The organism is Secundilactobacillus pentosiphilus, assembly GCF_002217985.1.
GTDB lineage: Bacteria > Bacillota > Bacilli > Lactobacillales > Lactobacillaceae > Secundilactobacillus > Secundilactobacillus pentosiphilus.
Map to the genome: position 1 here is coordinate 1 of NZ_BCMI01000030.1, position 25,965 is coordinate 25,965.

The following is a 25,965-nucleotide window of genomic DNA, read 5'->3' on the forward strand; positions in this document are numbered from 1 at the left end:
ATACACAAAACTTTATATTATTTCATTTGTCAACTTGACAGGGCCAAGTGCACTGGAGGCCTTTTTTCTAGGTTACATATTTTGAGGATGAATGTTTTTATCTTCGTAGCTTTTACTTGGGTGCTGTAACATGATGAATACTGCTTAGTTTTTGGTGCCGTACCCGGCAACAGATGCGTCGCTTCGTTGGTATTATCTTAAATGCTAAGTACCGAGTTGAGAAGGAGATCATAAAGATATTGGCGTCATAATCCCACTGGACGACGAAGAACTTAAATTTTTAATGACTAAAGCCTTGAGACGTTACTTTAACGCCCTAAGAAGCAATGAGAAGCACATCAAGAACGTGGAAAACTACCTGTACGGCACCATGCAAAATCTATTTGGTGTTTGGTGGAATAAACAAGCGGCTAGAGAATACGCGGCCAAACACCCCGAAGAAGAAAAGTCGGCCGACAACGATAACAGTGGGTTGTACTAATAGTCCTAAAAGGCTACAAAATGCTTTCTAAGCGGTTTTAAGACTTACTAACCCTTTATACTTAAGCTAGATTTAAATGGCTTAAACAGAATAATAGGGGCTTTTAAATGAGCGCCAGAGCTAACCAGGCTAACCAGCTCAAAAGTTCAGTCTTTAGATCAACGCCAAGCTCAAGTGATTTGAGGCCAGGGCTTTATCTATTGATAAGGTACTCAAAAGGTAGTATAATGGTAGTAGTAAAAGAAAGGAGATGAGACAATCATGGCAGTTAAGGAAAAGAAACGGGTCCAAGTCAAGATTGATAAAGATTTGGCCGATGATACCGAAGCAGTTTTAAGCGAATTGGGCTTAAATCCAACCACAGCCATTAACATGTTTTACAAGCGGATTGTTGCTAATGGTGCTTTACCTTTTAATGTGTCTTTAAGCGAAGAAGAAAGAGCTAATTTACGCTTTTTAAAGGCGACCGAAGGGACACCAGTCACCGAGTTCAAAGACGCTAAAGAGGTCGCTGATTGGCTCAACGATCCAGATGAGGACTAATGACTTAGTCAGCCTATACGTTAGTTTTGTAGAAACTAACGGTGGCAAGTCTCGGCCAGTTTTAATTCGTCGGGTATTAGAACAGACGGTCGAGGCTTTTAAAATTACTAGTCAGTATGAAAAGAAGTCGGCTTATATCAAGCAACAATATTATCCGATTCAAGATTGGCAATCCGCTGGGTTGAAGAAACCTTCCTGGGTCGATCTTGGTAATATTTATCGCTTTCCCAAAGCCGGGCTAAAGTTTAAAGAAATCGGTCATTTAAGTAAGCTAGATCAAAATAAAATTTTAGATTTTACGCTTGACCTAAAATCAAAAAGAAGAGGTAAGGGTCAAAAGATAATTCAACAGCGATCAAGTAAAAGGAAGCACAAAGAAAGTAAAGCAGAGCTTACACAAAGAATTCAAAAACAGTTAAAATACTTTGCTAAACACAATCCAGAAATTAAGCCAAAAAACAATTCTGAAAATAAAAACGATCGGCCTAGTTATTAGGTTGATCGTTTTTTAATTTATCCGGTTTATGGGCGTTGACATAGTCAGCGAATGTTTTTAAAAGTTCTTCGGTTTGTTCGACCGAGAGGTTATTAGCTTGAAAGTACTTTTCTAATAAAGCCCCTTTTTGAATTAATCGGCGAGAACGGGTTTTTCGTGCTTGTCGATTTTCATAATACTTAGATTGGCGTAACTTAAAATCTTCCCGCTCAATTTTTTGTTTTAAACGCGCTTGTTGTTCAATTAGTTTTTCATATTGATTAGGCATGGAATTCCCCATCTCCTATGATTAATGATCTACGGACTTTTCCTTTAAAAACTCGGATACTTTTTTGGATAAGGACTTGATATTGTCATTAGATAAATTAGCATAATCTAAATTGGCTTGACTGATGATTTGTTTACCTAGCCGTTGTTCAATCTTATTTTTTTCGTCCTTAATTTTTTGATTAAGGGCTTTTAATTTAGCTTCTTGTTTTTCTAAGTTACTTTGAGACATAACGATCCCTCCAATCATATTAGAAATAATCACCGAAACTATATCATATAGGAAACGTTAAGTCAAAGTATAAAATTTGAAATAGAGAAGCGGAAGGCATACACTAAATTAAAGTTAAGAGAATCAGAAGACCGAGTGAAACAAGGTCAATGCGCACTTACACATAGAATAAATTCTATGTTGTGCTAACCACAAAAAAACCTGTATTAGAAGTCGCCGATGTCGACAACAGAAGAAAACCCATAGAATCAAAGTAAAGAGGTGACTTACATGGCAATTTTTCATATTAGTTTTAGTAATATTAGTGCTGGAAAAGGACGAAGTGCGATTGCCAGTGCCGCTTATCGAAGTGGTGAAAAATTATTTGATGATAAAGAAGGTCGCCGATATTTCTATGCCCAATCGGTAATGCCAGAAAGCTTTATTTTAACCCCCAAAAATGCACCATAATGGGCCAGTGATCGAGAAAAATTATGGAATGAAGTTGAAAAGAAAGATCGTAAATCAAACTCACGGTATGCAAAAGAATTTAACGTGGCTTTACCGGTAGAATTAAGTGAATCCGAACAGAAAGAATTACTGACAAAATATGTGCAAGAAAATTTTGTCGATCAAGGTATGGTAGCTGACGTAGCAATTCATCGCGATCACCCAGACAATCCGCATGCACATGTGATGTTAACCAATCGCCCATTTAACCCCGATGGTAGTTGGGGATTAAAAGCAAAGACGCAGTACATTAAAGATGAAAATGGCAAGCAACTTTTAACCAAAAGCGGGTTTCCAAAACAAAGAAAAATTTGGTTGGTTGATTGGGATAAAAAGGAAAAAATTAATGAGTGGCGAAAAAATTGGGCGTTGAGTGTTAATCAAGTTTTAGCACAAAAAAACATTCCGGATCGGATCAGTGAAAAATCATTTGTGGAACAGGGAATAGCTGATACACCAATGCAACACGAGGGAATCAATAGTAAACGGCATGAAAGAAAGGCATTTAATCAACAAGTTAAGAACTATCGTAAGTCCAAAGCTGGCTATAAAAATATGCAGGAGAAAGTAGTTAATCGAGGCCACTTGGATAGCCTAAGTAAACACTTCTCGTTTAACGAGAAAAAAGTGGTCAAAGAGTTAAGCCACGAACTGAAAACTTATATTAGTTTGGAAAGTTTAGGTGATAAGTGGCGCATGCTATTTAATTGGAAAAACAGTACCTTAATTAAGCACGCTGTTGGTGAAGACGTCACTAAGCAATTATTGACGATTAACCAACAAGAAGGTTCACTAAAAAAAGCAGATGAACTCTTAAATAAAGTAGTTGATCGCACGACTAAAAAACTTTATCCAGAGCTTGATTTTGAACAGACAACCGCGGCTGAACGACGGGAATTGATTAAAGAAACTAATAGTGAACAAACGATTTTCAAAGGCAGTGAATTAAACGAACATTTAATGAATATTCGTGATGATTTATCGATCCGACAATTATTGGGCTTTACCAAACGGCCATACGTTGGCTGGAAGTTATTAATGCAACAAGAAAAGGAAGTCAAAATCGAGCTTAAATATACGCTGATGATTCATGATGATAGCTTAGAAAGTCTAGAACACGTTGATCAAGGTCTACTAGAAAAGTATTCACCAACCGAGCAGCAAAAGATTACTCGAGCAGTCAAAGACCTACGGGCAATCATGGCCGTTAAGCAAGTCATTAAAACGCAATACCATGAAGTATTGAAAAGGGCCTTTCCTAACGGCAATTTTAATGAATTACCAATGATTAAACAGGAACAAGCCTATACAGCCGTAATGTACTATGATCCTGTTTTAAAGCCATGTCAGACTGAAATAATTGAACAGTGGCAAGCAAATCCACCACAGGTGTTCAGTCCCCAAGAACATCAACAAGGACTAGCTTATTTATCGGGACAGCTTAGCTTAGATCAGTTAGAAAATCATCACTTACAACGGGTTTTAAAGCATGATGGCACTAAACAACTCTTTTTTGGCGAATGCAAAGCCGATCCGATGATTAAAAACAGTCAGATTGAGAAAATCCAAAAGCAGTTAAAAGCGCAACAAGCCAAGGACGACCAGTATAGAAAAGCAAATATGGGGCATTATCAACCATTAAATTATAAGCCAGTTAGTCCAAACTACTACTTAAAGACGGCCTTTAGTGACGCAATCATGACTGTTCTATATGCTCGTGATGAAGATTACCAACGACAAAGACAGGCGCAAGGTTTAAAGAAGACTGAGTGGGAAATGACTAAAAAGCAACGGCAACACCAAACTCGAAACCGGCATGAAGATGGGGGCATGCACTTGTAATCTAAATGTAAAATTAAAGAATCAGTAAGAAAACTATATTTATATGGTAGATAATTCATCATCTACTTTCATTATTAATTGAATTAAAAATATTGCGATAATTTATAAATTCTTCCTTAAATACATATTTTTGAAAACTAAATTTCAATTATAAGCATTTTTATCAAAACTATCACAAAAAAGTAGCAATAACGGAACTTTAACAAATCTTTTACCACATTTAATGTTTAGCAGATAAGTAAGCAAGGAATGCATGATATTTTACAATCTACCAATTGACTATTTATTAAATAAATGTAAAGATTAGGGCTGTATTTATAATTTTAAACTTTGGTTAATTTAGGAGCGTATGAAGAAAGTGCCTGTTAAAAAGAATTTGCATAATCATAGAAAACATAATCAATATAAATTCAAAAAAATATTTTGGTTATTTCTATTATTGTTATTGATTTTAGGGGTAGGTATTGCTGGAATTGCCTACCATAATGTTTACAAGGCAACCAATATTATTTACAAAAAATCGAATGCCCACAAAAAACGTAACGCTGGCAAATTAATTGATAATAAACGGCCCATTTCTATTTTACTTTTGGGGACTGATACGGGTGCCCTTGGACGTAAATATAAGGGCAGAACGGATACGATGATTATTATGTCAATTAACCCTGAAAAACAGAAAACAGTTATGATGAGTCTTCCACGCGATATGAAAGTCAATTTATCTGGGTATTCAGAGTATTCTCCTGCTAAAATTAATGCTGCTTACACTTACGGTGGTACTAAAGAATCTATTGACACAGTCCAAAAATATTTAAAAGTACCGATCGATTACTACGTTTTAGTTAACATGGGTGGTTTAAAAAGGGCAATTGATCAAGTTGGAGGAGTAACGGTCATTTCACCACTTACATTTTCATACGAGGGAGATCATTTTATTAAGGGTAAGAAATACCACCTGTATGGTGATGATGCCTTGAAATTTTCTCGGATGCGTTACAGTGATCCCCAAGGGGATTATGGGCGACAATTACGTCAACGATTGATTTTGACAGGCCTATTAAAAAAATCGTTTTCGTATAAGACTTTCCTATCTAGTAGCTTTTTAAAATCAATTTCCAATCAGGCTCAAACTGATTTGAATCGTTCCCAAATGTTTGGTTTATCGCTAAACTATCGTAAGGTTGGTAATCATGTTGTTTCTGATCATGTTCAAGGAGTAGGTAAGGAAATTGGTGGTCAAGATTTTGAAGTGGTTTCAAAATCTGAATTGATAAAATCATCAAATATTATTCGAAATAATTTAGGATTGACGCGTTATTAATTCTATATATAAATTTTTTGGAGGACAGCATGGAAAATTATTTAGACCTTCGCCAAATATTAGGGATTATTCGTAAACATATTATCTTTATCATAATTAGTTTTATCCTTTGTTTAATTATTGCTGTTGGTTTAGAGAAGTTTGTTATTACACCCCAGTTTACTTCGACTGCTCAAATTTTGGTTAATCAAAAAAAAGATACTTCAGTTCCAGGGGCAGCTTTGCAGAATCAGCAAGCTGATGTTCAAATGATCAGTACTTATAAGGATATCATTACAAACCAATTGGTTTTGAAAACAGCTAGTGAGCGATTAGCTAATCCTGTCAAAGTAATTCGTTCAGCACGAAAGGCTCGATACCATGTTTCAGCAAATGGTCATCGTCACTTAATTAAAGCATCACGGCCAGCTGTTGTTAAATCAACAGGGACTCCTTATGATGTGAGCGTTAAACAATTACAGGGAGCTATTTCTGTTACTAATCAACAAAACTCACAAGTTTTTGCTTTAAATGTGGAGAGTGATGATCCACAAAAATCAGCTGCAATCGCTAATACTGTGGCACAAGTTTTTAAACAAAAGATTCGTCGAATTATGAGCATCAATAACGTCACAATTGTTTCTGAAGCGACACCGGTAAAACAAAAGTCGTTTCCTAAGAATTCAATAGTGTTACTAGTTGGGGCGGTAGTTGGTTTACTGGTTGGACTTGGCTATGCGTTCATTAGAGAAATGACAGATACAACGATTAAAGATGATGAATTTCTAACTAATGATTTAAAATTAACTAATTTAGGCCACATAGCAGAAATTCGTAAAATACGCGGTTCACGTTTTGCTGATGAACGACATGGCGAGCATCTCAAATCAAAGCATCGCAGAGTTTAAATTTTAATTATGTAGGAGAAAATTATGAATATTTTTCGTCGTAAACAGGAAAAAATTTCCACTGATACTTTAAGAAACGGTGTGAAGTTAATTACTGATGTTGATCCTAAAGATATTGTTTCCGAACAATTTCGTACAGTTAGGACAAATATTAATTTTTCAGCAGTTAATCAAAAATTAAAAACAATTATTTTTACTTCTTCGGCAGTTAGCGAGGGAAAATCAACTGTTTCCGCTAACTTGGCGGTCATTTGGGCTCAGCAAGGGCAGAAGGTTCTATTTATTGATTCAGACTTGCGACATCCAACTTTACATACGACATTTGGTTTATTAAATACCAATGGCCTATCCACGGCTTTATCCACTGATATAGATTTCAATTCAGTAGTGCAAAAAACGGAGATTGATAATTTATCTGTGATCACTAGTGGTCCCATTCCACCTAATCCATCAGACCTGTTGGCTTCTAATCGGATGAAAGAATTAATTTCTTATTTTAAGAAAATCTATGATGTGATTATTTTAGATGTTCCGCCACTACTATCAGTTACTGATACGCAAATTATTGCAGCTCAGGCTGATGGGGTAGTGCTGGTAGTGCGCCAAGGATTAGCACAAAAATTGGCTATAAAGCGCTCAATTGAGCTCTTAAAAATGGTTAAAGCCAATTTATTAGGTTATGTATTAAATGACGTTGCACCTAAGAATGGCTATGGATACGGGTACGGGTACGGTTATGGATACGGTTATGATAATAAGGGCAAATAATTACCAAGGGATATGATATAGAATGATTGATTTACATTGTCACTTGCTCCCAGGGGTGGATGATGGGTCTAAAAGTATGGATATTTCCTTAAAGTTAGCTACTGATGCAGTAAAAGATGGTATTGATTATGCTCTATTAACGCCCCATCATATGAATGGCGTTTATCTTAACCATAAACAATCCGTTATTCAACAAACACAGGAGTTTCAAGTGGAACTTGATAGGCATAAAATTCCACTCAAAGTTTTCCCCGGGCAGGAAGTTAGAATAAATGGCGATTTATTAACTGCCCTTGATCAAGATGATATTTTATTTGCTAATGAGGGTGGGCAATACTTAATGTTAGAATTTCCGGATGACGATATCCCAAATTATACTAGTAATATGATTTATGAACTTATGCAACGGGGAATTATACCGGTTATTGTTCATCCAGAACGTAATACTATGATTATGAAAAAACCAGACATTTTGTATGATTTATTAAGTAGGGGCTGCCTTTCTCAAATAACAGCTAGCAGTTATGTTGGAATCTTTGGTCACAAAGTACAGAAATTTAGTAAACAATTAATTCAAGCCGGTCAGGTATATATTTTTGCTTCAGATGCTCATAATTTACCTAATCGTAAATATGAAATGCGAAAAGCATTTCATAAGCTACGAAGAGAATTCGGGGAAGATCTTACAAATGAACTTGAAGAGAATGCTAAGTCAATAATTAATGGTGACTTTGTTTTGCCACATGAGTTACAACCAATTAAAAGCAAAAAAAAAAGGTGGGGTTTATTTTGGTAAGGGTATTAGTTACAGGTGGTGCTGGATTTATTGGATCAAATTTGGTTATATCTTTAGTTAAAGAGGGATGCGATGTGACAGTAGTAGATGATTTATCGATGGGAATGATGAAAAACCTGAAAGATGTACAGGGAAAAATTATTTTCTATAAACATGATGTTTGTGATCATGTTTTCATGCATCGTGTTTTAGACGCCAATTTTGACTACATCTATTACTTAGCAGCAGTGGCTAGTGTAGTAGATTCAGTAGAACGACCTTACATAACTCATCAAGTCAATCAGGAATCAGTTGTAAATAGTCTTGAATATCTGCGAATTAATCACTATTTCCCAAAGAAATTTCTCTTCATTTCTTCGGCTGCTGTTTATGGAAATTATCCAGAGCTACCAAAGAAAGAAAATGGCCGGGTTCAACCATTAACACCATATGCTGTTGATAAATATGCTTCAGAAAGGTTCACCATTGATTATGGAACCTTATACGGATTATCAACCGTAGTAGTGCGATTCTTTAATGTTTTTGGACCACGGCAAAATCCAAGTTCTCCATATTCAGGAGTACTGTCAATAGTTACAAAATGTCTGCTGAAAAACAAGAAATTTATAATGTATGGTGATGGGAGTCAAACACGTGATTTTGTTTATGTTGATGATATTGTTAGAGCACTAATATTTATCAGCAAAAAGAAAGAAACATGTGGTGTTTATAACATTGGCTATGGGGAGCAAAATAAACTTCTTGATGTTATTAGACAATATGAAAAAATTGCAGGGAAAAGACTGGACATTGAATTCAAGGATCCACGAAGTGGGGATATTCAGGAATCTATGGCAGATGTTACAAGGTTGAAGAAAACTGGATTTGTGGCAAAATGGGGGTTGGAAAATGGGCTTAAGAAGTATTGGAGATATTCAGAATCGGAATTTTAATGACATTATAAAACAAAAAAAGGACTATGAGTATTTGCAACATATCGGAGAACCAATTCCTAAAAGCAAATTAATTGGGAAAAGAAGCTTTGATATTATTTTTGGCTTGGTGGGATTTGTTATTAGCATTCCATTTATTTTAGTTTTTGGATTAATCATTAAAGCAACATCTCCGGGACCAGTTTTATTTAAGCAGGAGCGTGTTGGGTATTTGGGAAATAATTTTTATTTAATTAAGTTACGTTCTATGCGAAACGATGCAGAGTCAAAGACGGGAGCAGTGTGGGCTCAAAAAAATGATCCACGTGTAACACCAGTGGGACGATTAATGCGAAAAACACGCATTGATGAGTTGCCACAATTTTGGAACGTTTTAGCTGGTGACATGAGTCTGATTGGGCCACGCCCAGAGCGCCCAGAATTAACGGAAAAATTCTATCAAAAGTGGCCGGAATTCCCGCAACGTTTACGAATAACTCCAGGCATTACGGGATACGCTCAAGTTAGCGGCGGCTATGATATATCTCCAGGAAAAAAGTGTCACCTAGATAATTACTATATTAAAAATTATTCGTTTTTGTTTGATATAAAGATTGCATTAGAAACTGTAAAAATAATTATAACAGGTGATGGAGCAAGATGAGTGCAAATAATTTACACAAAGTTGCAATTATAGTGCCGGTTTTTAATGCCGAAAAAACTTTGAAGAGATGTTTAGATTCAATAGTACATCAGACCCTGGATGATTACGAAGTGATCGTCATTAATGATGGTTCTTTCGATCATTCTTTAAAAATAGCAACAAAATACGCTGTCAAATATCATTTTCTGAAAGTAATAGATCAACCAAATAAAGGTTTGTTTGTCACCAGACAAGAGGGCATAAGGCTGGCCAATTCTGAATACATTGGTTGGGTAGATGCTGATGATTTTGTAGACAAGACGATGTTTTCAACATTGTATAATCAAGCTGTAATCAATGATTCAGAGCTAGTTTATTGTGGGTATAACCTAAAACCTTACATCATTTCCTTTGACAACTACAGCACTGCATTACTGGAGGTGGCATGATGGCCACTTCGTATTCAGTTCTTATGTCAGTGTATTACAAGGAATCCCCGGAATTCCTTCGCACAAGTATGGAAAGTATTCGGGTCCAGACTGCTCCAACAAACGATTTTGTGGTTGTGTGTGATGGTCCATTAACTTCCGAACTTGATGCGGTGCTACGGGAAGAACAAGAAAAGTTTGAATCTGCGTTGCATATTCACAGGTTGGAGAAAAACGGCGGCCTAGGTAATGCTCTAAACGAAGGCTTGAAGATTTGTCGAAATGAGCTGGTCGCCAGAATGGATAGCGACGATATTAGCAGACCAGATCGTTGTGAGAAGCAACTGCGTGTATTTGAACAGAATCCAGCGATCGACTTCACCAGTGGAACGATCAGCGAATTTGAAACAGATCCGAAGGTGCCTTTTGGTGAGCGTCATTTACCGACCACAAATGAGGAAATCATTAAATTCTCCAAGAAGAGGAACCCGATGAACCATATGGCGGTGATGTTCAAGAAGAATGCAGTGGAATCGGCCGGAGGATATAGAGAAACATTTCATTTGTTTGAGGACTACTACCTGTGGGTTCGAATGCTGAGAAAAGAATATAAAGCACAAAACATCCCTGATGTGCTTGTTGATGTCCGGACACCAGCTGATATGTATCTTCGGCGTGGTAGCAGAGATTACGCAAAGACAATGATGAAGTTCCATAAATGGCTAAGAAGTATAGGGTGGACATCAGAAATAGATTTTCTGACAGGAGCAGTTCCGCATGCAGCGGTATGTGTCATGCCAAACGGAATAAGGAAAATGATTTACAAAGGGCTTAGAAAAGAATGATCAAGATCGCATTTGTAACCAACTACATAACGAATAATGGTCCAAGCAATGTGATCTTGGATATCATACGGAATCTGGATAAAGAGCAGTACAGCGTTTCTTTGATCACACTTTTCAAAGGTAATGACGAACGCATCGTTGCTGATCTTAGAAACAATGGTGTCCAGATATTCACTTGTAAAACTCTTAGTCGGGTAAAGTGCCTACTAGGACAGGACAGGGAATTCCAAGAGCTTGTAAAAAGAGAAGGGTTTGACATCATTCATTCCCATGGAATCATTCCAGACATTCTTTCTTCAAGGGTTAAAACATCTGTGAGGAAGGTTACCACCCTTCACAACAATATGTTTGAGGACTATGTGCAGACGTATGGAAAAGTGAAGGCGAAGATCTTTATAAAGATGCACATTGATGCTCTTAAGAAAATGGACTGCCGCGTAGGATGCTCTAAGTCGGTCTATCAGGTGATGCGGAAGTATCTGAAAAATGTAATATTTATCCGCAACGGTATCAAACCAAAGATTGCAAAGCACACTGTTACGAGGAAAGAACTAGATATTCCAGAAGATGCGGTTGTGTTCGTTTTTTCGGGTGGGTTGTCTTTCAGGAAAAATGTACAATTTTTGACACAAAATTTTGTACAATATCACAATAAGGATGAATACTTATTACTGCTTGGAGATGGACCAGAAAGAGAAGCCTGTGAGCAAATGGTGGATGACCACGTAAAGCTGTTGGGTTTTCAGGACGATCCAGCGGCTTATTACAACATAAGCAATATTTATGCATCAGCTTCAAGATCAGAAGGATTTTCCATTTCTGTGCTGGAAGCACTGTCGTGTGGCTTAGGTCTGTTCCTATCAGATATTCCATCACATCGAGAAGTGGTCGGAATGGGGGAAGATTTATATCTTGGCGAGAACTTCTCTATTCAAAATGATGGCCGGAGTTTTAACACAGCAATGGGAGAACTGCGAAAAAATTTTAACAGAGTCGATAAAGAAGCAATAAAAGATTTTCAACTGAAAAAATTGTCTGATAAGGCCATGACAGCAAAATATGACAAAGAATATAACAAATTTTTGAAAGCCGGGGATTAAGCATATGGAAAAAGTTAGTATAATAATTCCGGCTTATAATGCTGAAAAATACCTAGAGCAGTGCCTCGATAGTGTCTGTGAACAGACATATAAAAACATTGAAATATTGATTGTAAATGATGGATCAACCGACTCTACCGGAAAAATCATAGAGAAATATGCATCGAAAGATTCACGTATACAGTTTTTCCATAATGAAAATCATGGCGTTTCATACTCGCGGAATTACGCAATAGAGCATAGTACTGGGACTTACATTGCACCAGTGGATTCTGATGATATCATCGCTCCGGGCTATATAGAAATATTAGTCCAAATGATAGAAAAATATCATGCGGAGATGGCGGCCACAGGAGTTGTAAAAGAAAAAGATTACAACCCGACAGACTTCTCCAAGGGAGTAACAGAAGTATTCAAGGGTGATCAGGCAACAGCGCAGCTATGGGGGAAATATGAAGGCTTTTTTTGGGGAAAAATCTACCTCGCTAACCTCATTAAGCAGCACTCGCTGCGAATGAATGAGAAGGCAGCGATTTGCGAAGATCTTCTCTTTAATGTCGAGTATATGAAGTATTGTGATACAGCGGTTTTTTACTCGGGAAAACAATATTTTTATCGTCAAGTGAGCAACAGCGCAACTTATAACCTGAAGAATCTGAAATGGTTTAGTGTGCTGAAAACATACAGGGTAATTATGGAAGAATTGAAAGATACTCCATCATATAACACAGCTGCGAATGCATATCTGATGACATTAACGGAGGCCAGATACCGGGCACATCTGTTAAAAAAAGAGCATCCGGAACTGGAACGAAAAGTTAACAGAGAGTTAAAGCGCATGTCGCCGCAAATGAAGAACTTCTCTGGCAAGGAGAAAATCAAATTCTTCTTGTCCATGTATTTTGCGGCGCCTGTTATGGCTTATCACAGAAGAAAGGTATAATGATGTACAAGCTATCTATTATCATTCCTGTTTATAATGCTGAGCAATATATTGATGATTGTCTGAACTCAATTATTTCAGAACTTAATGCTGAAACAGAAGTCCTCCTTTTGGATGATGGTTCGAAAGATTCGTCTCTTGAAAAGTGCAGGAGATATGAGCGGGCGAATATACGGGTTCTCCACCACGATAATCATGGTGCGTCGTATACAAGAAACAGAGGTATAGCTGAGTCAACAGGGCAATATGTAATGTTTGTTGACGCGGATGATGTACTACTGCAAGGGTGGCAAGAAGCAGTCTTTTCCAATATCGGCAGGAGTTTTGATATTGTTTATTTTTCTGGCAAGCTTGATAAAAAAGACAAAAATATAAAAGCTATTGTAGACGGCATCTTTGGGATCAGAAAAGAGAATGCCCTGACGACCATGGCGTCGCCAGGGTCAAAAATTTTTAATAGAAACTTTTTGAACATCAATCGTATTGCATTTGATAGTAATCTGATCAATGGGGAAGATGCCTTATTTAACCTTGAGGCTGTCATTAAGTGTAGAAGTTTCGAATTTGTAACGCGATCCTTATATAAGTACAGGATTCACAATAGTTCTTCGACAAAGACATTTAATCCGAGGTTTTACAAGTCAAATCTTTTGTTTTTGCAGAGGGAAGAGAAGCTGATGTCAGAATCTGGACAGTTCGCAAAGAACGAAATAGACTATGCTATCAACTTTTCGTTCTCCTACAGTGTCTATCTGTATCTGTTCCTCATAAGCAGAATCAGAAATAGGAAAGAGAAAACGCAGGAAATGAAAAAAATGCATTCAAAGTCCATGAATCAGTATTTTCTGCGCTTTCCAACGACAGTTCATCCTGAGAAGGTTGTGCAGATCAGTTACAAGTTAATAGAGCAACGGAAAGATAGTCAGGCTTTGATTTTTACAGATTGCTTGAATTCAGTCAGAAATATTCGAAACAGATTCCGGTCAGGAAAGAATGAATATTATTTTATAGAAATGTAAAGAAAACGGGAAGAAAGAGCGTGGATAGAATAAACGGGAAGGTAATTGGTTATGACAGATAAGCGTGTAGGAATTATTACATTTCATCATTCATATAATTGCGGTTCAATGTTGCAGGCGTTTGCTTTGCAAAGGGTAATTGAGCGATTAGGTTATGAAGCGGAAATCATCGATTTCTCAAATGGTGGTCAGAAGCAACTATACAGTGTGACACAGCCCAATAATTCTGTAAAAAATATTCTCAAGAATATCATTCTCTTTCCATACAAGGATAGAATAAGAAAAAATTTTGAGAGTTTCGAAGAATTCAAGAACGCCGAATTTCATCTTTCTCCAGAATCTTATTCACGAATGGAAGAGTTGACGGACACCAGATACTTTGTGGTAGTCACGGGGAGCGATCAGGTTTGGAATATTACAATTGAAGATGGTGATGACGCATACTATTTACCATGGGTGAGGAATGCACGTAAAATTGCTTATGCTCCATCTTTCGGTGCAAAGAATGTCATGAAATATGCTGATGATCCGGAAAAGTACAAGACATATCTTTCTGATTTTGATGCGCTCTCTATTCGTGAGGAAAATGGAAAAAAGTGGCTTCAGGATTTGGTCGAAAAAGATGTTCCTGTATTACTTGATCCGACATTACTTTTAGATGCCGACGCATATGAACAGATTGCTGATCAAAATTTGAACTTACCGGATAAGTATATTTTTTTCTATTCGCCGTCTTACCAGAAAGATATTGTCCATTTGGTGCAGTGCGTATCGAATAAGTATCATCTTCCGGTGATTGCATTTAATACAAAAACATTTTATGTGAAGGGAATGCAAAGAACCGGCTTTAAACTTCCGGAAATCGAGAACCCTCGATCGTACCTGACACTTATTAAGAATGCAACTTTGATCATGACAACATCGTTCCATGGAACTGTTTTCCCTACTATTTTTAGAAAGCCGGTGTGGGTGATCAAGAATGGTGGAATGTTTGGTGATGATGATAGAGTAAAAACTTTAATTAAGGAGTTAGGGATAGAAGAACGGTTAATTCCGATTGAATATAGAGAGTATTTTAACTATATGAAAATGGTGGATTACTCCTATTACGAGGAGGAACTTCCCATTCTACGAAATAAGGCAATTCAATATTTAAAGGACAGTCTGGACACGACGAATGAAGAATGAGAATAAGAACTTTATAATGAATGTTGTATATCAGCTTTTGATATACATCTTTCCTTTGATTACAACGCCCTATATTTCGAGAGTGCTGGGCGTTAACAATATAGGAATTTATTCCTACACATATTCGATTGTCAACTTCTTTATGCTAGCTGCAATGCTTGGTATGAACAACTACGGAAATCGGGAAATCGCCAGAATCCGGGATGACCAGACTCAGATGAACCGAAAATTTTCCAGTATGTATGGTTTGCAATTGGTGACGAGCACAGTTACGCTTGCGGTTTATATATTCTATGTGATCTTTATTTGCAGGAGATACCGGGAGATCGCGGCAATTCAGTTTATTTTCCTTATTTCGACATGCTTTGATGTGAATTGGTTTTATTTTGGCTTGGAGAAATTTAAGCTGACGATATCAAGAAATGTCCTGATTAAGGTGATTTCGTTAGTGTTTATATTCCTTTGCGTTAGGAACAGAAACGATCTGTGGGTCTACACGGCCATCATGGGGAGTGCAACACTGATCAGCCAGCTTTATCTTATCTTTATTTTACATCGGTACGTTCACATTGTACGGGTCAAATGGAGTGAGATCTTTAGCCACTTTAAACAGGTTCTCGTTCTTCTTATTCCGGTCTTGGCGTATGGAATCTATGCCATTATGGATAAGATAATGATCGGAGGACTGTCGTCAACAGTTGAGCTTGGAAATTTTGAAAATGCACAGAAAATCATTAGTATTCCGATTTCTGTTATTACAGCGCTGGGAACAGTCATGCTTCCCCGTATGTCGTATGTTTTAAATAACAAGAAATCCGAATATAAGCCGATTCTCAGGGCATCTATGAAGCTGGCTATGGTGGTGGCAACCACAATGACTTTTGGTATCTGGGCGGTTGCTGATGAAATATCGTTGATAATGTTTGGGCCGGAGTTTACAAAGAGTGCCGGAATAATGAGATTTCTGGCCATCTACCTGCCATTTACCGCTTGGGCAAATGTTGTGCGGACTCAGTTTTTGATTCCTACAAGGAGAGATCGGGTCTATGTAGAATCGACAATATTTGGCGCAGTGATTAACCTGATCTTCAATAGCATTTTTATTCCAGGGTATGGCGCATATGGTGCTTGCATAGGAACAGTGCTTGCTGAGGTCAGCGTAATGCTGTGGCAGACGATTAAGTCAAGAAAAGAACTGGAAATTGGTGTATATGTTCGGCTTTTCTTAAATAGCTTATGGAAATCGGCAGTAATGTTTGCTGCATGCATGATTATTTCGCGTCTCTTCCATGAAACGGTTATCAGCTTCGCGGTCAAAATGGTAGTGGCAATTGCTGTCTTTGCTGTTTTGAACAGGAAGTTCATTTGGAACGATTTTCTTGGAAAAGGACAGAGCACAGAAAAACAGAAGGCCTAAATATTGAACAGGAGATGTTTGTTTTATTATGTTATTGGTTGACCGCAACAAGCTGACTACATTCTTTTTTTTGCTTGCATATACGACGTTTTATGCATTTGCTATGTTTGGGCATATTGCAGGAATCGGCGGCTATCTGAAGAATATTACTTACTTTGGAATCGCAATTTTGCTGATTCTATTTTTTACACGGCTTCATGATTACTATGCAAAAGAAGGAATCATTTTCTTTATTCTTATTTTGTGGTCACTCTTTATTGGATACCGGGTCGGGGACTATGGCTATTTTAAGCTGATCCTTATGATTACGGTGTCAAAGAATATTGATTTTAATAAATGCATAAAATACGATGTCTTTCTGCGGTTGTTGACCATTGTTTTGATGTATTTCTTGTGGCGAGCGGGAATTGCCCCTGATACAACATTGGCATTTGGGACGATCATGCGCCACAGCATGGGATTCCAGAATCCTAATCATTTTGGACTGCTTGTATTCATTCTTATTTTGGAATGTTTATATCTTGCACGCATGAAGTTTCATTTCTGGCTTTATGCTGCGCTTATTGCAATTCTTGTTTTTGAAGATCGAATTGCTGGAAGCCGCACATCAGAAGTCTATTCAATCGCGCTGCTTATTTTTACTGCATTTTATGCCAAGTGGCCGAATGCATTCAAGAAAAAGGGATGGCAGATTTTTATGCAGCTGAACTATGTTATATGTGCTGTGCTGACCGCAGTATCGGCGCATATGATGGAATCGGGTTCCCAGACAATGAAGGCACTGGATTCGGCTTTTTCAGGCAGAATTACTAATGTTGTTTATTACAATCAACTTCTTGGCCCCACTATTCTGGGACACAGTATTTCTTTTGGAAACCGGACATGTGACAACTTATATGCCTATTTGGCAATATGCTCAGGTATCCTTGTTTTTATCGCAGTTACAGTTGCTTATATGCTACTGATAAGGGATCTGTACCAATATGATAATATCCCTATGGCTATTGCTGTTTTCTTTCTCTTTGCATACGGAATCAGCGAACGACTTTGGATGAACATTGATTACAATATGATGATGTTGGCATTCCGACAGTTGATCTATCATGACGTTGTTCCAAATATTCAGATGGAAAAGCAAGAAACAGTGTGTAGAATAAGAAATAGCTGGCCGATCAGGAACCGAATGTAATCTTCGGCGGATGACAAGTATTATGATATGAACAAGACGATCGAAGTGGCACTGGAGAAGAGTCGGGAATTGGTGTGACATTAGATTGGGAAAAGATTGACGATAATGCATAAGCGGGAGAAAATTTTTGACAGACAGACTTATCATTACAGGAAACAGGATGTATTAAAGGAATTGCTATAATCTTGATGTTCATACATCATTTATTTGGTTTTAATGGATTTCTTGTCCCACAGTATAATCAGTGGATTTCAGTCATACAGATGCAATTTTTTCAATATTTCGGCTCTTTGTCAAATCCTGTTGATGAATAGCTTTTACAGAGTTGAAAGTCATGCGACTTTCAACTCTGTTTTTTTCATTGGTTTTGTTCTCATTTGCCGTAACTTAATACGTAAGCACCAAATAACTGACCGACTATCAAACTAACTAAATCCAAGTTATGATTACCTCATCAAATAATTGGTGAGGTGATTTTTATTGGCAAAACCCGATATTGTACAAATCAAAATGGATCAATCTGAACCACAGCTACGCGCAACAACCAAGGCGCTACAAATTAAGGTTGGCACAAATAAATCAGTGATCGTCTACAATCGCATTAATAACTATATTTTAGAAGCAGTTTTAAAGGCGGTGTTCACCGATGATCATTGATCAACGGCAAATTCGCCAAGTCTATTTAGTGTGCGGTAAAACGGATCTTCGCCGCGGCATCGACGGTTTAGCCGGCGTTGTCCAGGATCAATTTGAATTGGATCCTTATAATCAGGCGCTCTATTTATTCTGTGGTACTAGGAAAGACCGCTTTAAGGCGCTCTACTGGGACGGTGATGGCTTTTTATTACTTTACAAACGAATTGAAAATGGGCGGTTACAGTGGCCGACTAATCAGAATGCATTACGCAAACTGAATGCCAAACAATTGCGGCGATTACTCAGCGGTTGGTCGTTAGACGCCACTATTCATAAAACATGTCCACCTGGACATGAAAAATAACTATTCAAGCTAAAGGAGACGTGGTAAACTCAATTCATAAAATACGGACTGAGTAGGTGGGCTAATGACCCCAGAAGAAGAAATTGCGGCGTTACGCAAACAGGTGGCCGAATTGACAGAGATGGTCGCATACTTGACGAAAAAACTTTATGGTCAAAAATCAGAACAAACGGACCCTAATCAGCTGTCTTTACTGGAAGGTAATGACGGTGTTTTTAGCGCGCCAGAGCAAACTGGCCAACAAAGCAGCGCCACAGATCAAGTACCGGCAAAGAAAAAGCGTAAAAAAACCCGGCAAGAAAGCTTAAGCCGCCATTTGGCGGTTAAAGAAACAATGATTGATTTAACTGGCCAACAGTGTGACCAAGGTCATAAGCTAACCAGCGTTGGCAAAAAGTTTGTCCGTGAAGAACTGCATTTTATTCCGGCTAAACTCTATCGTGAGCGTATTTATACGCGCACCTATAAGTGCCTTGAATGTGAACTAGAAGATGGGATTGCGCATTTAATTCAAGCGCACACACCAGCAGCTTTAATTCCGCATAGTCTCGCTTCAGCTTCGGTGGTTGCCGAGATCATCTGTCAAAAGTTTATCTTAGGTACGCCGTTATATCGGCAATTACCCAACTGGAAGCGACTAGGTATCGCACTTTCAGAAGCCACGGCGACCAACTGGATCATTAAATCAAGTCAAATGGTTGCGCCAATCTACGACCTATTGTGGCAAGCAATCAGCGCGCAGCGCTATTTGCAAGGTGACGAGACCCCAATTCAAGTACTACGTGAATCAGGTAAAGCCGCAACCGCAAAATCCTATATGTGGGTGGCCCGAACGGTCAAACAATGTCCCCAGCAAATTATTTTATATGCTTATAGCAAGACACGTTCAGGCACCTTCGCCCAAAAATTATACCAGAACTTCACTGGTATCCTACAGTGCGATGGTTATGCCGGCTATAACTTGTTAGCAAACAGTGTGACTCGGGTCGGTTGTTGGGCCCATGTGCGGCGTAAGTTTTACGATGCCGCCCAAGTTAACGGTAAAACAGTAGCAAGTGTCCCCCTGACATTGATCGATGAGATGTTTGCCCATGAACGACAATGGCAGCATTTTTCCCCGCGCGTGCGGCGGCGTAGACGACGTAGTCAGATTCGCAAGCTACTTAAGCGCTTCTGGAAATGGATCGCTTCGGCACAGGTACTACCTAAATCACGTTTAGGCAAGGCAATCACTTACGCCGTTGATCAAAGGCCGACCTTAGATCGGTTAATCAATATTGGCATGATGGACTGGAGCAATAATGCTTCTGAACGCAATATGAAGCGTCTTGTGATCGGCCGAAAAAATTGGCTTTTCAGTACGAGTCCAGCCGGAGCCAGATCAACCGCCATTTGGCTAACTTTAATTGAAAGTGCCAAGGCCAACGGCATTGATCCACGAGCTTACATTACTTATCTGTTAAAAGAACTGCCGCAACAACCAGATTTCGCCGATCCGGCGCAGTTAGCGGTTTATTTACCATGGCATTATCCAGGTGCTCGGCATCAAAATAAAAAAACAACGGACAAGCATCAAGCTAAAAATGCCGCCTAACAAAAGACAACCAGATTTCTCAAAATCGAGAAGTTTGGTTGTCTTTTTAAAACGGGTGATTATTTACCGCTTACAACAGACCGACTATAAATAGCGTATCGGCTGCGGTATGATAGCCTCATCATAAGAAATGGTGAGGTGTTTTTATGCTCAATAAACCGGAAATCGTTCAAGTTAAGCTGGACGACGGTCAACGACAGCCAAGTCCAATATCAAAGGCCTTTCAAATCAAACGTAATGAACATGAAACAATCATTGTTTACAATCATATCAATGGATATATTTTAGACGCCCTAGTCAAGGCGGTGTTCACTGATGCTCATTGATTTACGCCAACTCAAGGGTATTTATTTGATTTGTGGAAAAACTGACTTGCGGCGTGGAATCGATGGTTTAGCCGCTACGATCACTGATCAGTATGAACTTGACCCCTACAGCAGGGCGTTATTTCTTTTTTGCGGTACCCGTAAAGATCGTTTTAAGGCCCTATATTGGGCCGGTGATGGCTTTCTTGGTGAATGTAATCAAAGATATTGGTTACTTCTGCGCAAGGAAGCCCAGGGCTTTTTTTAGGATTTCGTTCTCCTCAGACAGCGAAGCCAGTCGCTTTTCCATCGCTTTGATTTCGTCTGGCGATTTACCGGATTGAGTTTTGGCCTGGCCCTGGATCCACTTATGAACTGTTGAATAGCCAATGCCATATTCTCTGGCCAGTTGGGCAGCTGATTCGCCTTGCTTATATAGGTTGATAATGTTTTGTTTGAATTCTTTGTCGTAACGAGTTGGCATGTAAAAATTCCTTCCTTTTGAGAGATGATTTATTCATTATACCCTCTCTTAAAAGTTGTCTCAGGAATCAGCTTACATCCAACAATGATTTTTGATTGTTTACTAAGAAACTGTTTGAGATCTAAATTGAGTTTTGGTATACTTTTGCAAAAAAGGAAATTGTTATGCCTAATTATCCCAGTAATATTACTCGCCAACAGTTTGAAGTCATTCGCTCAGAACTAGAAAACTTTTGTCAACGGACGAAGCCGCGGCAAGTTGATTTATATGACGTTTTCTGTGCCATTCTATATATCTTAAAGACCGGCGCTCAATGGCGGGCATTACCGCATGATTTTCCCAAGTGGCAAACGGTCTACACGTATTTTCGCTTATGGTCTCGGCAACCAACGCCAGCAGAGCCATCACTGTTAGATCAGGTTTTAAAAAAATTGTCGCTACCTTACGATCCAAGCAGGATCGTTCGGCGTTAACTTCCTTCATTATCGTTGACGCTCAGAGTGTTAAAAATACCGAAACGGCCGAGAATAAAGGCTATGATGCCGGTAAGAAAATTTCCGGAATTAAGCGGCATCTAGCAGTGGATATGAATGGCTTTCCGCAAGCCATTCATTTAACGCGGGCCAATGTCTCTGACCGTGACGGCGCCAGTGCCATGTTAGCCTTAAACGCCGAAAACTTACGCCGGGTTCGAAGCGTATTGGTTGATGGTGGTTACAGTGGCCGCAATTTCGCCATGGATGTCCAGCTTAATTTAAAAGCGACCACCCAAGTCGCCAAACGAAATGAGTTACATAAATTTGAAGTGTTGCCACAACGCTGGATAATTGAACGCTCCTTTAGCTGGTTGGAAAAATATCGTCGGCTCTGGAAAAACTGTGAACGACAGCTGCACACCAGTACAACGATGGTAACTTTAGCGTTTGTCTCAGTTTTCCTACGCCGCTTTTAGAGATCTCAAACAGTTTCTAACAAATTTTATAATTAATAGAACTAGCCAGGCCACAACTTAATAATTGTGGCCTGCTTTTTTTAATCTATAGCTGAAAGTGGCAAAATATCATAATTTATTGATTATAAGTCATTTATTAATGTGAGCAACGAAATTAGTAGCCGTAAGCTATTAACGAAAAGCTTTGTTAACTCACTTTTTAGGTTAATTGAACGCAAAATAAGTAACCTAAATATTAATCGCATTAGTATCTCTAAATTGAAGTCCTACTCGTGATATGAAATCTTTAAGCAGATCAAACAATCCCTCAAACCTCACTCAAATAAATCGTCCGTTAAAAATAACGAACGTGTGCTCAGATAACGCTTATTTAACAGCTATACCAACCGATTTTTAATATTAATTACTGTCTGCACCGATACACCGGTTTCAGCTGCAATTGCACGATAGCTAATTGGAGCACCGGTTGCTTTGCTTCTTAATTGATCAACGATACGACGGTAGATAAACCGTTTTTGTGGGTTAGGTGTGTCTGCGGCGTAAGCGGGCCGCGTCCCCCGATATTTCCCATTGGCTTTAGCGATTTCAATTCCTTGGCGCTGGCGCTCACGAATTTTCTTCCGTTCTGTTTGGGCCATATAAGCTAGCAGTTTGGTTAACAGGTCAAACATAAATTTATCCATATCTGAATCGCCAGTACGCATAGACAGAAATGGTGCATCTAAGACTTCCATCTTAACTTGTTTGTCCCTGATCTGCTTGATGATATCACTGGCATCATCATAGTTACGACTCAAACGATCCAAGGACGCAATGACCAGCGTATCGCCCTGTCGAACATACGCAATGGCCGCCTGTAATTCTGGTCGATTCTCAGTTGATTTTCCCGATTGCTTTTCTTCGAATATTTTTTCACAGTCAGCTTTTTTAAGTGCTTTGATTTGACGCGCTAAATTCTGATCAGTTGAACTAACTCGGGCATACCCAATTTTCATCACGACTTCTCCTCTCGGAATTTGACCCTACATTATCGGTAACAGATTAGACACTCAAATTAGACATTTTTAACAGATTCAAGAATCGCTTACCGTGCCCGATATAATCTCAGTTTTTTCCTATATTCTTAGTATAACGTTTATTGTCCATTTAGGGTACACTCTAATCTAACAAAAACTTCAAAATTGAATTTTGTGAATCATAAGAAAACGTTAACCCATTACTTCTGGATTGTAGTCAATACGTGAGACAGATTTTAAGAGAGATCAAGAACCGCGTTTAGCTTCCACAGCTCAAATAAATCATTAATTTCGATTAATAACTTATTTGAACCATGGAAAGCATTAAATCAGGCGGCCATTTGGTTCGCAATCGAGTGAATATCCATCTCCTTCATGAGCCGAGAGACTCGACGAGGACTGCAGCGGCGCTGCAGAGGTTGAAGCTCCAGATTCAATTCATGGTGGATCTTCATAACGCCGTATCGCTGCTTGAATTCCGCAAAGATCCGCAGAATCCGTTGTTTTAAGTCCTCATCTTCGGCCCGGCGTTTTGAAGGCTTTGGGGATCGATAACGATAATACTGAGCTCTGGAAACACCGAGGATTCGGCACATCTTAGTTACCTGGTGGTTATGGCTTTCTTGGTGAATGTAATCAAAAATATTGGTTACTTCTGCGCAAGGAAGCCCAGGGCTTTTTTTAGGATTTCGTTCTCCTCAGACAGGGAAGCCAGCCGCTTTTCCATCGCTTTAATTTCGTCTGGCGATTTACCGGATTGAGTTTTGGCTTGGCCCTGGATCCACTTATGAACGGTTGAATAGCCAATGCCATATTCTCTGGCCAGTTGGGCGGCTGATTCGCCTTGTTTATATAGGTTGATGATGTTTTGTTTGAATTCTTTGTCGTAACGAGTTGGCATGTAAAAATTCCTTCCTTTTGAGAGACGATTTATTCATTATACGCTCTCTTAAAAGTTGTCTCAGGAATCAGCTTACATCCAAAAATGAGATTTCGATAGAATATGCAAATTCACTCTATGGTTATAAAAATGTTAGATCTGAAATGCGTTACTTAACAGGTGATCGACTTACTGGTGGCAAAGTTTCACTAAAAAAATTTTTTGACGGTTTGCTGCAAGAATGTAATGAAAGTATTTTTTGACGTGCCTGACATATTATCATTAAAAGTAATTTTGAATTTGATTTTTCTCCACAAATCATCAAGCTAAGCACATTATCAAAAGATTAGTTTGACAATTAATGTAGATGGACAGTTAATCTAAATAGCCATTTAAGCAAACCAACTATAAAACCACACCACCTTACTTTTTAGGCTAGCCAAAACATATTTTATGGTCTATCTCAAACAATGTGTTATACTTAATTTGTATAGAAAGGAAGCAGTAAAATGACTGAGAAGCACTTAGAACTTAAAGATTATGGCCCACAACCATTTGCTCCAGATTTAAAGGCCGCTGCCTTAGCTAATGACAATTATCGAACTACTTTGTGGACGGGTGATCATTTTCAAGTCACTTTGATGGCAATTCCAGCTGGTGGTGGTGATATCGGAATGGAAATTCACCATGGCAATGACCAATTCATTTATTTAGTAGACGGTGTTGGTCACGTTCAAATGGGCAAAGATAAAAACAAATTGACGATTGACCGTGAGATTCATCCTGGTGAAGCAGTAATTATTCCAGATAATACTTGGCACAATGTAATTAACGCTGGTAGTAAAACTATGAAGGTCTTCTCAATTTATTCTCCAGTAAAACACGCTAAGGGAACTGATGAAAAGACCAAAGATGACGCGATTCAGCAGGAAGGTCCACTAGAGGGCACCGATGAATAAAGTCATGAAATCTTTTTTGACGATGCTAATTTAGCTTTTCTTAAATTAATTTTTTAAAAACATAAAAGGTAGCTCAATAAACTTTTTGGCTTATTGAGCTACCTTTTTAGCTATATGGTAGATTGTAAAATTAATCCGAACGCTGTTCGGACAAAAAAGATCAGCTTCCTTTAAAATGGTGTTTACCACAAACCCATTTTTTAGGAGCTGATCTTTTGTCTAGTATAACCTATTCTGAACGAATTAAAATTGAAACCTTTTGTGAGCTAGGACTGACCAATATCCATTGCTAAAATACCAATAGTGTACCCGCCCAAAAATTGTCCCTTTTGCGAATGAAAAATACTTTGGTTATTCACTGTTTTCAATACTTTCTCATATTTCTTGCTCATTATATTGGTCCATCCTTTTGAAGTATTCTTGTATATCTAAGTTTATCCCAGCAATGCTAAAAATAAAGGCCCCGAAGAATCATAATATTCTTCAGGGCCTTCTTTAAATAATCTATATTCACTACAGATATATTTATTTAATGGTTAATCGTTACGACGTTTCTTGATACCAAGAAAACCGAGTAAACCGAGTAAACCACCAAACATTGCCAACAAAATACCAACAAATGACATTGTTTGACTTTGACTATTGTTTTCACCAGTTTGAGGTAGTTTTGGTGAGGAAACAACGCCATTGTTAACTTTCGATCCCGTATTAGTCGACGTATTGATTACGCCATTATTAGTAGTGTTACTTGGTTGGGAAGGATTTCCTGGTTGGTTAGAACTAGAATTTCCTGTATCCGTACCATTACCTGGTTTCCCAGATGGATTGGACCCAGTGCCGCCATTGTTATCCGTTACAGGGTTCTTGGTGTAAACGTAGGTTACGGTCTGATCTTGATCCGTAAAGCTCCCCGTTGGGTTGCCTTGGACTTCCTTAAAGGTGTAGCCCGGCACATCCTTTTGGGTGGTTG

General features: G+C 38.4%; 32 protein-coding genes and 2 pseudogenes. 26 read left to right on the forward strand and 8 right to left on the reverse strand.

What is annotated here, in order from left to right:
- Positions 1–140: 140 nt before the first annotated feature.
- The 3 genes and pseudogenes from CES81_RS11250 to CES81_RS13575 all read left to right on the forward strand — a co-directional run.
- Positions 141–481, forward strand: a pseudogene (locus tag CES81_RS11250) (replication initiator protein A); the annotation flags it as partial.
- Between the two features lie 261 nt (positions 482–742).
- Positions 743–1,024: a type II toxin-antitoxin system RelB/DinJ family antitoxin gene (locus CES81_RS11255; RefSeq protein WP_003646131.1), complete on the forward strand. Its 282-nt coding sequence runs from the start codon at positions 743–745 to the stop codon at positions 1,022–1,024.
- Positions 1,014–1,520 carry a hypothetical protein gene (locus CES81_RS13575; protein ID WP_180949797.1) on the forward strand — a complete coding sequence of 169 codons (507 nt, stop codon included), beginning with the start codon at positions 1,014–1,016 and terminating at the stop codon, positions 1,518–1,520. Before CES81_RS11255 ends, CES81_RS13575 begins: the two co-directional genes overlap by 11 nt.
- Here CES81_RS13575 and CES81_RS11265 read toward each other — a convergent pair.
- A complete protein-coding gene (locus CES81_RS11265; RefSeq protein WP_089121838.1) occupies positions 1,510–1,788 on the reverse strand; it encodes a hypothetical protein in 279 nt (92 codons plus the stop codon). The two genes, CES81_RS13575 and CES81_RS11265, sit on opposite strands and share 11 nt — an antisense overlap.
- A 21-nt stretch (positions 1,789–1,809) precedes the next feature.
- Positions 1,810–2,037 carry a hypothetical protein gene (locus CES81_RS11270; protein ID WP_080952786.1) on the reverse strand — a complete coding sequence of 76 codons (228 nt, stop codon included), beginning with the start codon at positions 2,035–2,037 and terminating at the stop codon, positions 1,810–1,812.
- 252 nt (positions 2,038–2,289) lie between these two features.
- Here CES81_RS11270 and mobQ point away from each other — a divergent pair.
- From mobQ to tnpB (CES81_RS11365), 20 genes and pseudogenes are all read left to right on the forward strand, one after another.
- A pseudogene (mobQ, locus tag CES81_RS11275) lies at positions 2,290–4,350 on the forward strand (MobQ family relaxase).
- 349 nt (positions 4,351–4,699) lie between these two features.
- The gene (locus tag CES81_RS11280) at positions 4,700–5,671 is read left to right on the forward strand and encodes an LCP family protein (protein ID WP_089121839.1); all 972 of its coding nucleotides are present in this window, start codon (positions 4,700–4,702) and stop codon (positions 5,669–5,671) included.
- Between the two features lie 29 nt (positions 5,672–5,700).
- Entirely contained in the window at positions 5,701–6,558 is an 858-nt protein-coding gene (locus CES81_RS11285) for a YveK family protein (RefSeq protein WP_089121840.1), read from the forward strand.
- Positions 6,559–6,582: 24 nt separating this feature from the next.
- Positions 6,583–7,326, forward strand: coding sequence for a CpsD/CapB family tyrosine-protein kinase (locus CES81_RS11290; RefSeq protein WP_089121841.1), 744 nt, complete (start codon positions 6,583–6,585; stop codon positions 7,324–7,326).
- A gap of 22 nt (positions 7,327–7,348) precedes the next feature.
- Positions 7,349–8,122, forward strand: coding sequence for a tyrosine-protein phosphatase (locus CES81_RS11295; RefSeq protein ID WP_089121842.1), 774 nt, complete (start codon positions 7,349–7,351; stop codon positions 8,120–8,122).
- Positions 8,116–9,054 (forward strand): NAD-dependent epimerase/dehydratase family protein, encoded by a 939-nt coding sequence (locus tag CES81_RS11300; protein WP_089121843.1) that lies wholly within the window; start codon positions 8,116–8,118, stop codon positions 9,052–9,054. Before CES81_RS11295 ends, CES81_RS11300 begins: the two co-directional genes overlap by 7 nt.
- The gene (locus CES81_RS11305) at positions 9,011–9,697 is read left to right on the forward strand and encodes an exopolysaccharide biosynthesis polyprenyl glycosylphosphotransferase (RefSeq protein WP_089121844.1); all 687 of its coding nucleotides are present in this window, start codon (positions 9,011–9,013) and stop codon (positions 9,695–9,697) included. The genes CES81_RS11300 and CES81_RS11305 overlap by 44 nt, the downstream gene beginning before the upstream one ends.
- A complete protein-coding gene (locus CES81_RS11310) occupies positions 9,694–10,125 on the forward strand; it encodes a glycosyltransferase (RefSeq protein ID WP_015638468.1) in 432 nt (143 codons plus the stop codon). Before CES81_RS11305 ends, CES81_RS11310 begins: the two co-directional genes overlap by 4 nt.
- A complete protein-coding gene (locus CES81_RS11315; RefSeq protein ID WP_225356393.1) occupies positions 10,125–10,949 on the forward strand; it encodes a glycosyltransferase in 825 nt (274 codons plus the stop codon). The genes CES81_RS11310 and CES81_RS11315 overlap by 1 nt, the downstream gene beginning before the upstream one ends.
- Positions 10,946–12,049 carry a glycosyltransferase gene (locus CES81_RS11320; protein ID WP_089121846.1) on the forward strand — a complete coding sequence of 368 codons (1,104 nt, stop codon included), beginning with the start codon at positions 10,946–10,948 and terminating at the stop codon, positions 12,047–12,049. Before CES81_RS11315 ends, CES81_RS11320 begins: the two co-directional genes overlap by 4 nt.
- A gap of 4 nt (positions 12,050–12,053) precedes the next feature.
- Complete coding sequence (locus CES81_RS11325) at positions 12,054–12,992, forward strand: glycosyltransferase family 2 protein (RefSeq protein ID WP_089121847.1); 939 nt, start codon at positions 12,054–12,056, stop codon at positions 12,990–12,992.
- A complete protein-coding gene (locus CES81_RS11330) occupies positions 12,992–14,011 on the forward strand; it encodes a glycosyltransferase family 2 protein (protein WP_089121848.1) in 1,020 nt (339 codons plus the stop codon). The genes CES81_RS11325 and CES81_RS11330 overlap by 1 nt, the downstream gene beginning before the upstream one ends.
- Positions 14,012–14,062: 51 nt before the next feature.
- Positions 14,063–15,199 (forward strand): polysaccharide pyruvyl transferase family protein, encoded by a 1,137-nt coding sequence (locus tag CES81_RS11335; RefSeq protein WP_089121849.1) that lies wholly within the window; start codon positions 14,063–14,065, stop codon positions 15,197–15,199.
- A complete protein-coding gene (locus CES81_RS11340; RefSeq protein WP_089121850.1) occupies positions 15,189–16,616 on the forward strand; it encodes a flippase in 1,428 nt (475 codons plus the stop codon). Before CES81_RS11335 ends, CES81_RS11340 begins: the two co-directional genes overlap by 11 nt.
- Positions 16,617–16,644: 28 nt before the next feature.
- Positions 16,645–17,805: a hypothetical protein gene (locus tag CES81_RS11345; RefSeq protein WP_089121851.1), complete on the forward strand. Its 1,161-nt coding sequence runs from the start codon at positions 16,645–16,647 to the stop codon at positions 17,803–17,805.
- A gap of 480 nt (positions 17,806–18,285) precedes the next feature.
- Positions 18,286–18,462, forward strand: a complete 177-nt coding sequence (locus CES81_RS13580) for a hypothetical protein (RefSeq protein WP_010012905.1) — start codon at positions 18,286–18,288, stop codon at positions 18,460–18,462.
- Positions 18,452–18,805: an IS66 family insertion sequence element accessory protein TnpB gene (gene tnpB, locus CES81_RS11350; protein ID WP_010011941.1), complete on the forward strand. Its 354-nt coding sequence runs from the start codon at positions 18,452–18,454 to the stop codon at positions 18,803–18,805. The genes CES81_RS13580 and tnpB (CES81_RS11350) overlap by 11 nt, the downstream gene beginning before the upstream one ends.
- A gap of 64 nt (positions 18,806–18,869) precedes the next feature.
- Positions 18,870–20,399: an IS66 family transposase gene (gene tnpC / locus CES81_RS11355; RefSeq protein ID WP_171001910.1), complete on the forward strand. Its 1,530-nt coding sequence runs from the start codon at positions 18,870–18,872 to the stop codon at positions 20,397–20,399.
- 146 nt (positions 20,400–20,545) lie between these two features.
- The gene (locus tag CES81_RS11360) at positions 20,546–20,725 is read left to right on the forward strand and encodes a hypothetical protein (protein WP_010009368.1); all 180 of its coding nucleotides are present in this window, start codon (positions 20,546–20,548) and stop codon (positions 20,723–20,725) included.
- Positions 20,715–20,972 carry an IS66 family insertion sequence element accessory protein TnpB gene (tnpB, locus tag CES81_RS11365; protein ID WP_096030704.1) on the forward strand — a complete coding sequence of 86 codons (258 nt, stop codon included), beginning with the start codon at positions 20,715–20,717 and terminating at the stop codon, positions 20,970–20,972. Before CES81_RS11360 ends, tnpB (CES81_RS11365) begins: the two co-directional genes overlap by 11 nt.
- On the opposite strand, the gene CES81_RS11370 is transcribed toward tnpB (CES81_RS11365), so the two are convergent.
- A complete protein-coding gene (locus CES81_RS11370) occupies positions 20,937–21,188 on the reverse strand; it encodes an IS3 family transposase (RefSeq protein WP_002816285.1) in 252 nt (83 codons plus the stop codon). The two genes, tnpB (CES81_RS11365) and CES81_RS11370, sit on opposite strands and share 36 nt — an antisense overlap.
- Positions 21,189–21,352: 164 nt before the next feature.
- Here CES81_RS11370 and CES81_RS11375 point away from each other — a divergent pair.
- Positions 21,353–22,140, forward strand: a protein-coding gene (locus CES81_RS11375) for an IS5 family transposase (protein ID WP_089121852.1) whose coding sequence is annotated in 2 segments (ribosomal slippage) — positions 21,353–21,611 and positions 21,611–22,140 — 789 coding nt in all. Because the reading frame shifts where the segments join, the coding sequence is not laid out codon by codon here.
- A 377-nt stretch (positions 22,141–22,517) separates the two neighbouring features.
- Here the strand turns inward: CES81_RS11375 and CES81_RS11380 are convergent.
- From CES81_RS11380 to CES81_RS13750, 3 genes are all read right to left on the reverse strand, one after another.
- Positions 22,518–23,135: a recombinase family protein gene (locus tag CES81_RS11380; protein ID WP_089121853.1), complete on the reverse strand. Its 618-nt coding sequence runs from the start codon at positions 23,133–23,135 to the stop codon at positions 22,518–22,520.
- A gap of 350 nt (positions 23,136–23,485) precedes the next feature.
- A complete protein-coding gene (locus CES81_RS13790) occupies positions 23,486–23,752 on the reverse strand; it encodes an IS3 family transposase (RefSeq protein WP_369688606.1) in 267 nt (88 codons plus the stop codon).
- 53 nt (positions 23,753–23,805) lie between these two features.
- Positions 23,806–24,057 carry an IS3 family transposase gene (locus CES81_RS13750; protein ID WP_002816285.1) on the reverse strand — a complete coding sequence of 84 codons (252 nt, stop codon included), beginning with the start codon at positions 24,055–24,057 and terminating at the stop codon, positions 23,806–23,808.
- Between the two features lie 17 nt (positions 24,058–24,074).
- On the opposite strand from CES81_RS13750, the gene CES81_RS13370 reads away from it, so the two are divergent.
- Positions 24,075–24,299 carry a DNA-binding domain-containing protein gene (locus tag CES81_RS13370; protein WP_225356394.1) on the forward strand — a complete coding sequence of 75 codons (225 nt, stop codon included), beginning with the start codon at positions 24,075–24,077 and terminating at the stop codon, positions 24,297–24,299.
- 246 nt (positions 24,300–24,545) lie between these two features.
- Positions 24,546–24,995, forward strand: coding sequence for a cupin domain-containing protein (locus CES81_RS11400; RefSeq protein ID WP_089121854.1), 450 nt, complete (start codon positions 24,546–24,548; stop codon positions 24,993–24,995).
- A gap of 266 nt (positions 24,996–25,261) precedes the next feature.
- Here the strand turns inward: CES81_RS11400 and CES81_RS13755 are convergent, their stop codons facing one another.
- Together CES81_RS13755 and CES81_RS11410 are read right to left on the reverse strand one after the other, a co-directional pair.
- Positions 25,262–25,387 carry a hypothetical protein gene (locus tag CES81_RS13755; protein ID WP_263850020.1) on the reverse strand — a complete coding sequence of 42 codons (126 nt, stop codon included), beginning with the start codon at positions 25,385–25,387 and terminating at the stop codon, positions 25,262–25,264.
- 144 nt (positions 25,388–25,531) lie between these two features.
- Positions 25,532–25,965 (reverse strand): MucBP domain-containing protein (locus tag CES81_RS11410; RefSeq protein WP_180949798.1); only part of this gene is annotated, 434 nt, incomplete at its 5' end.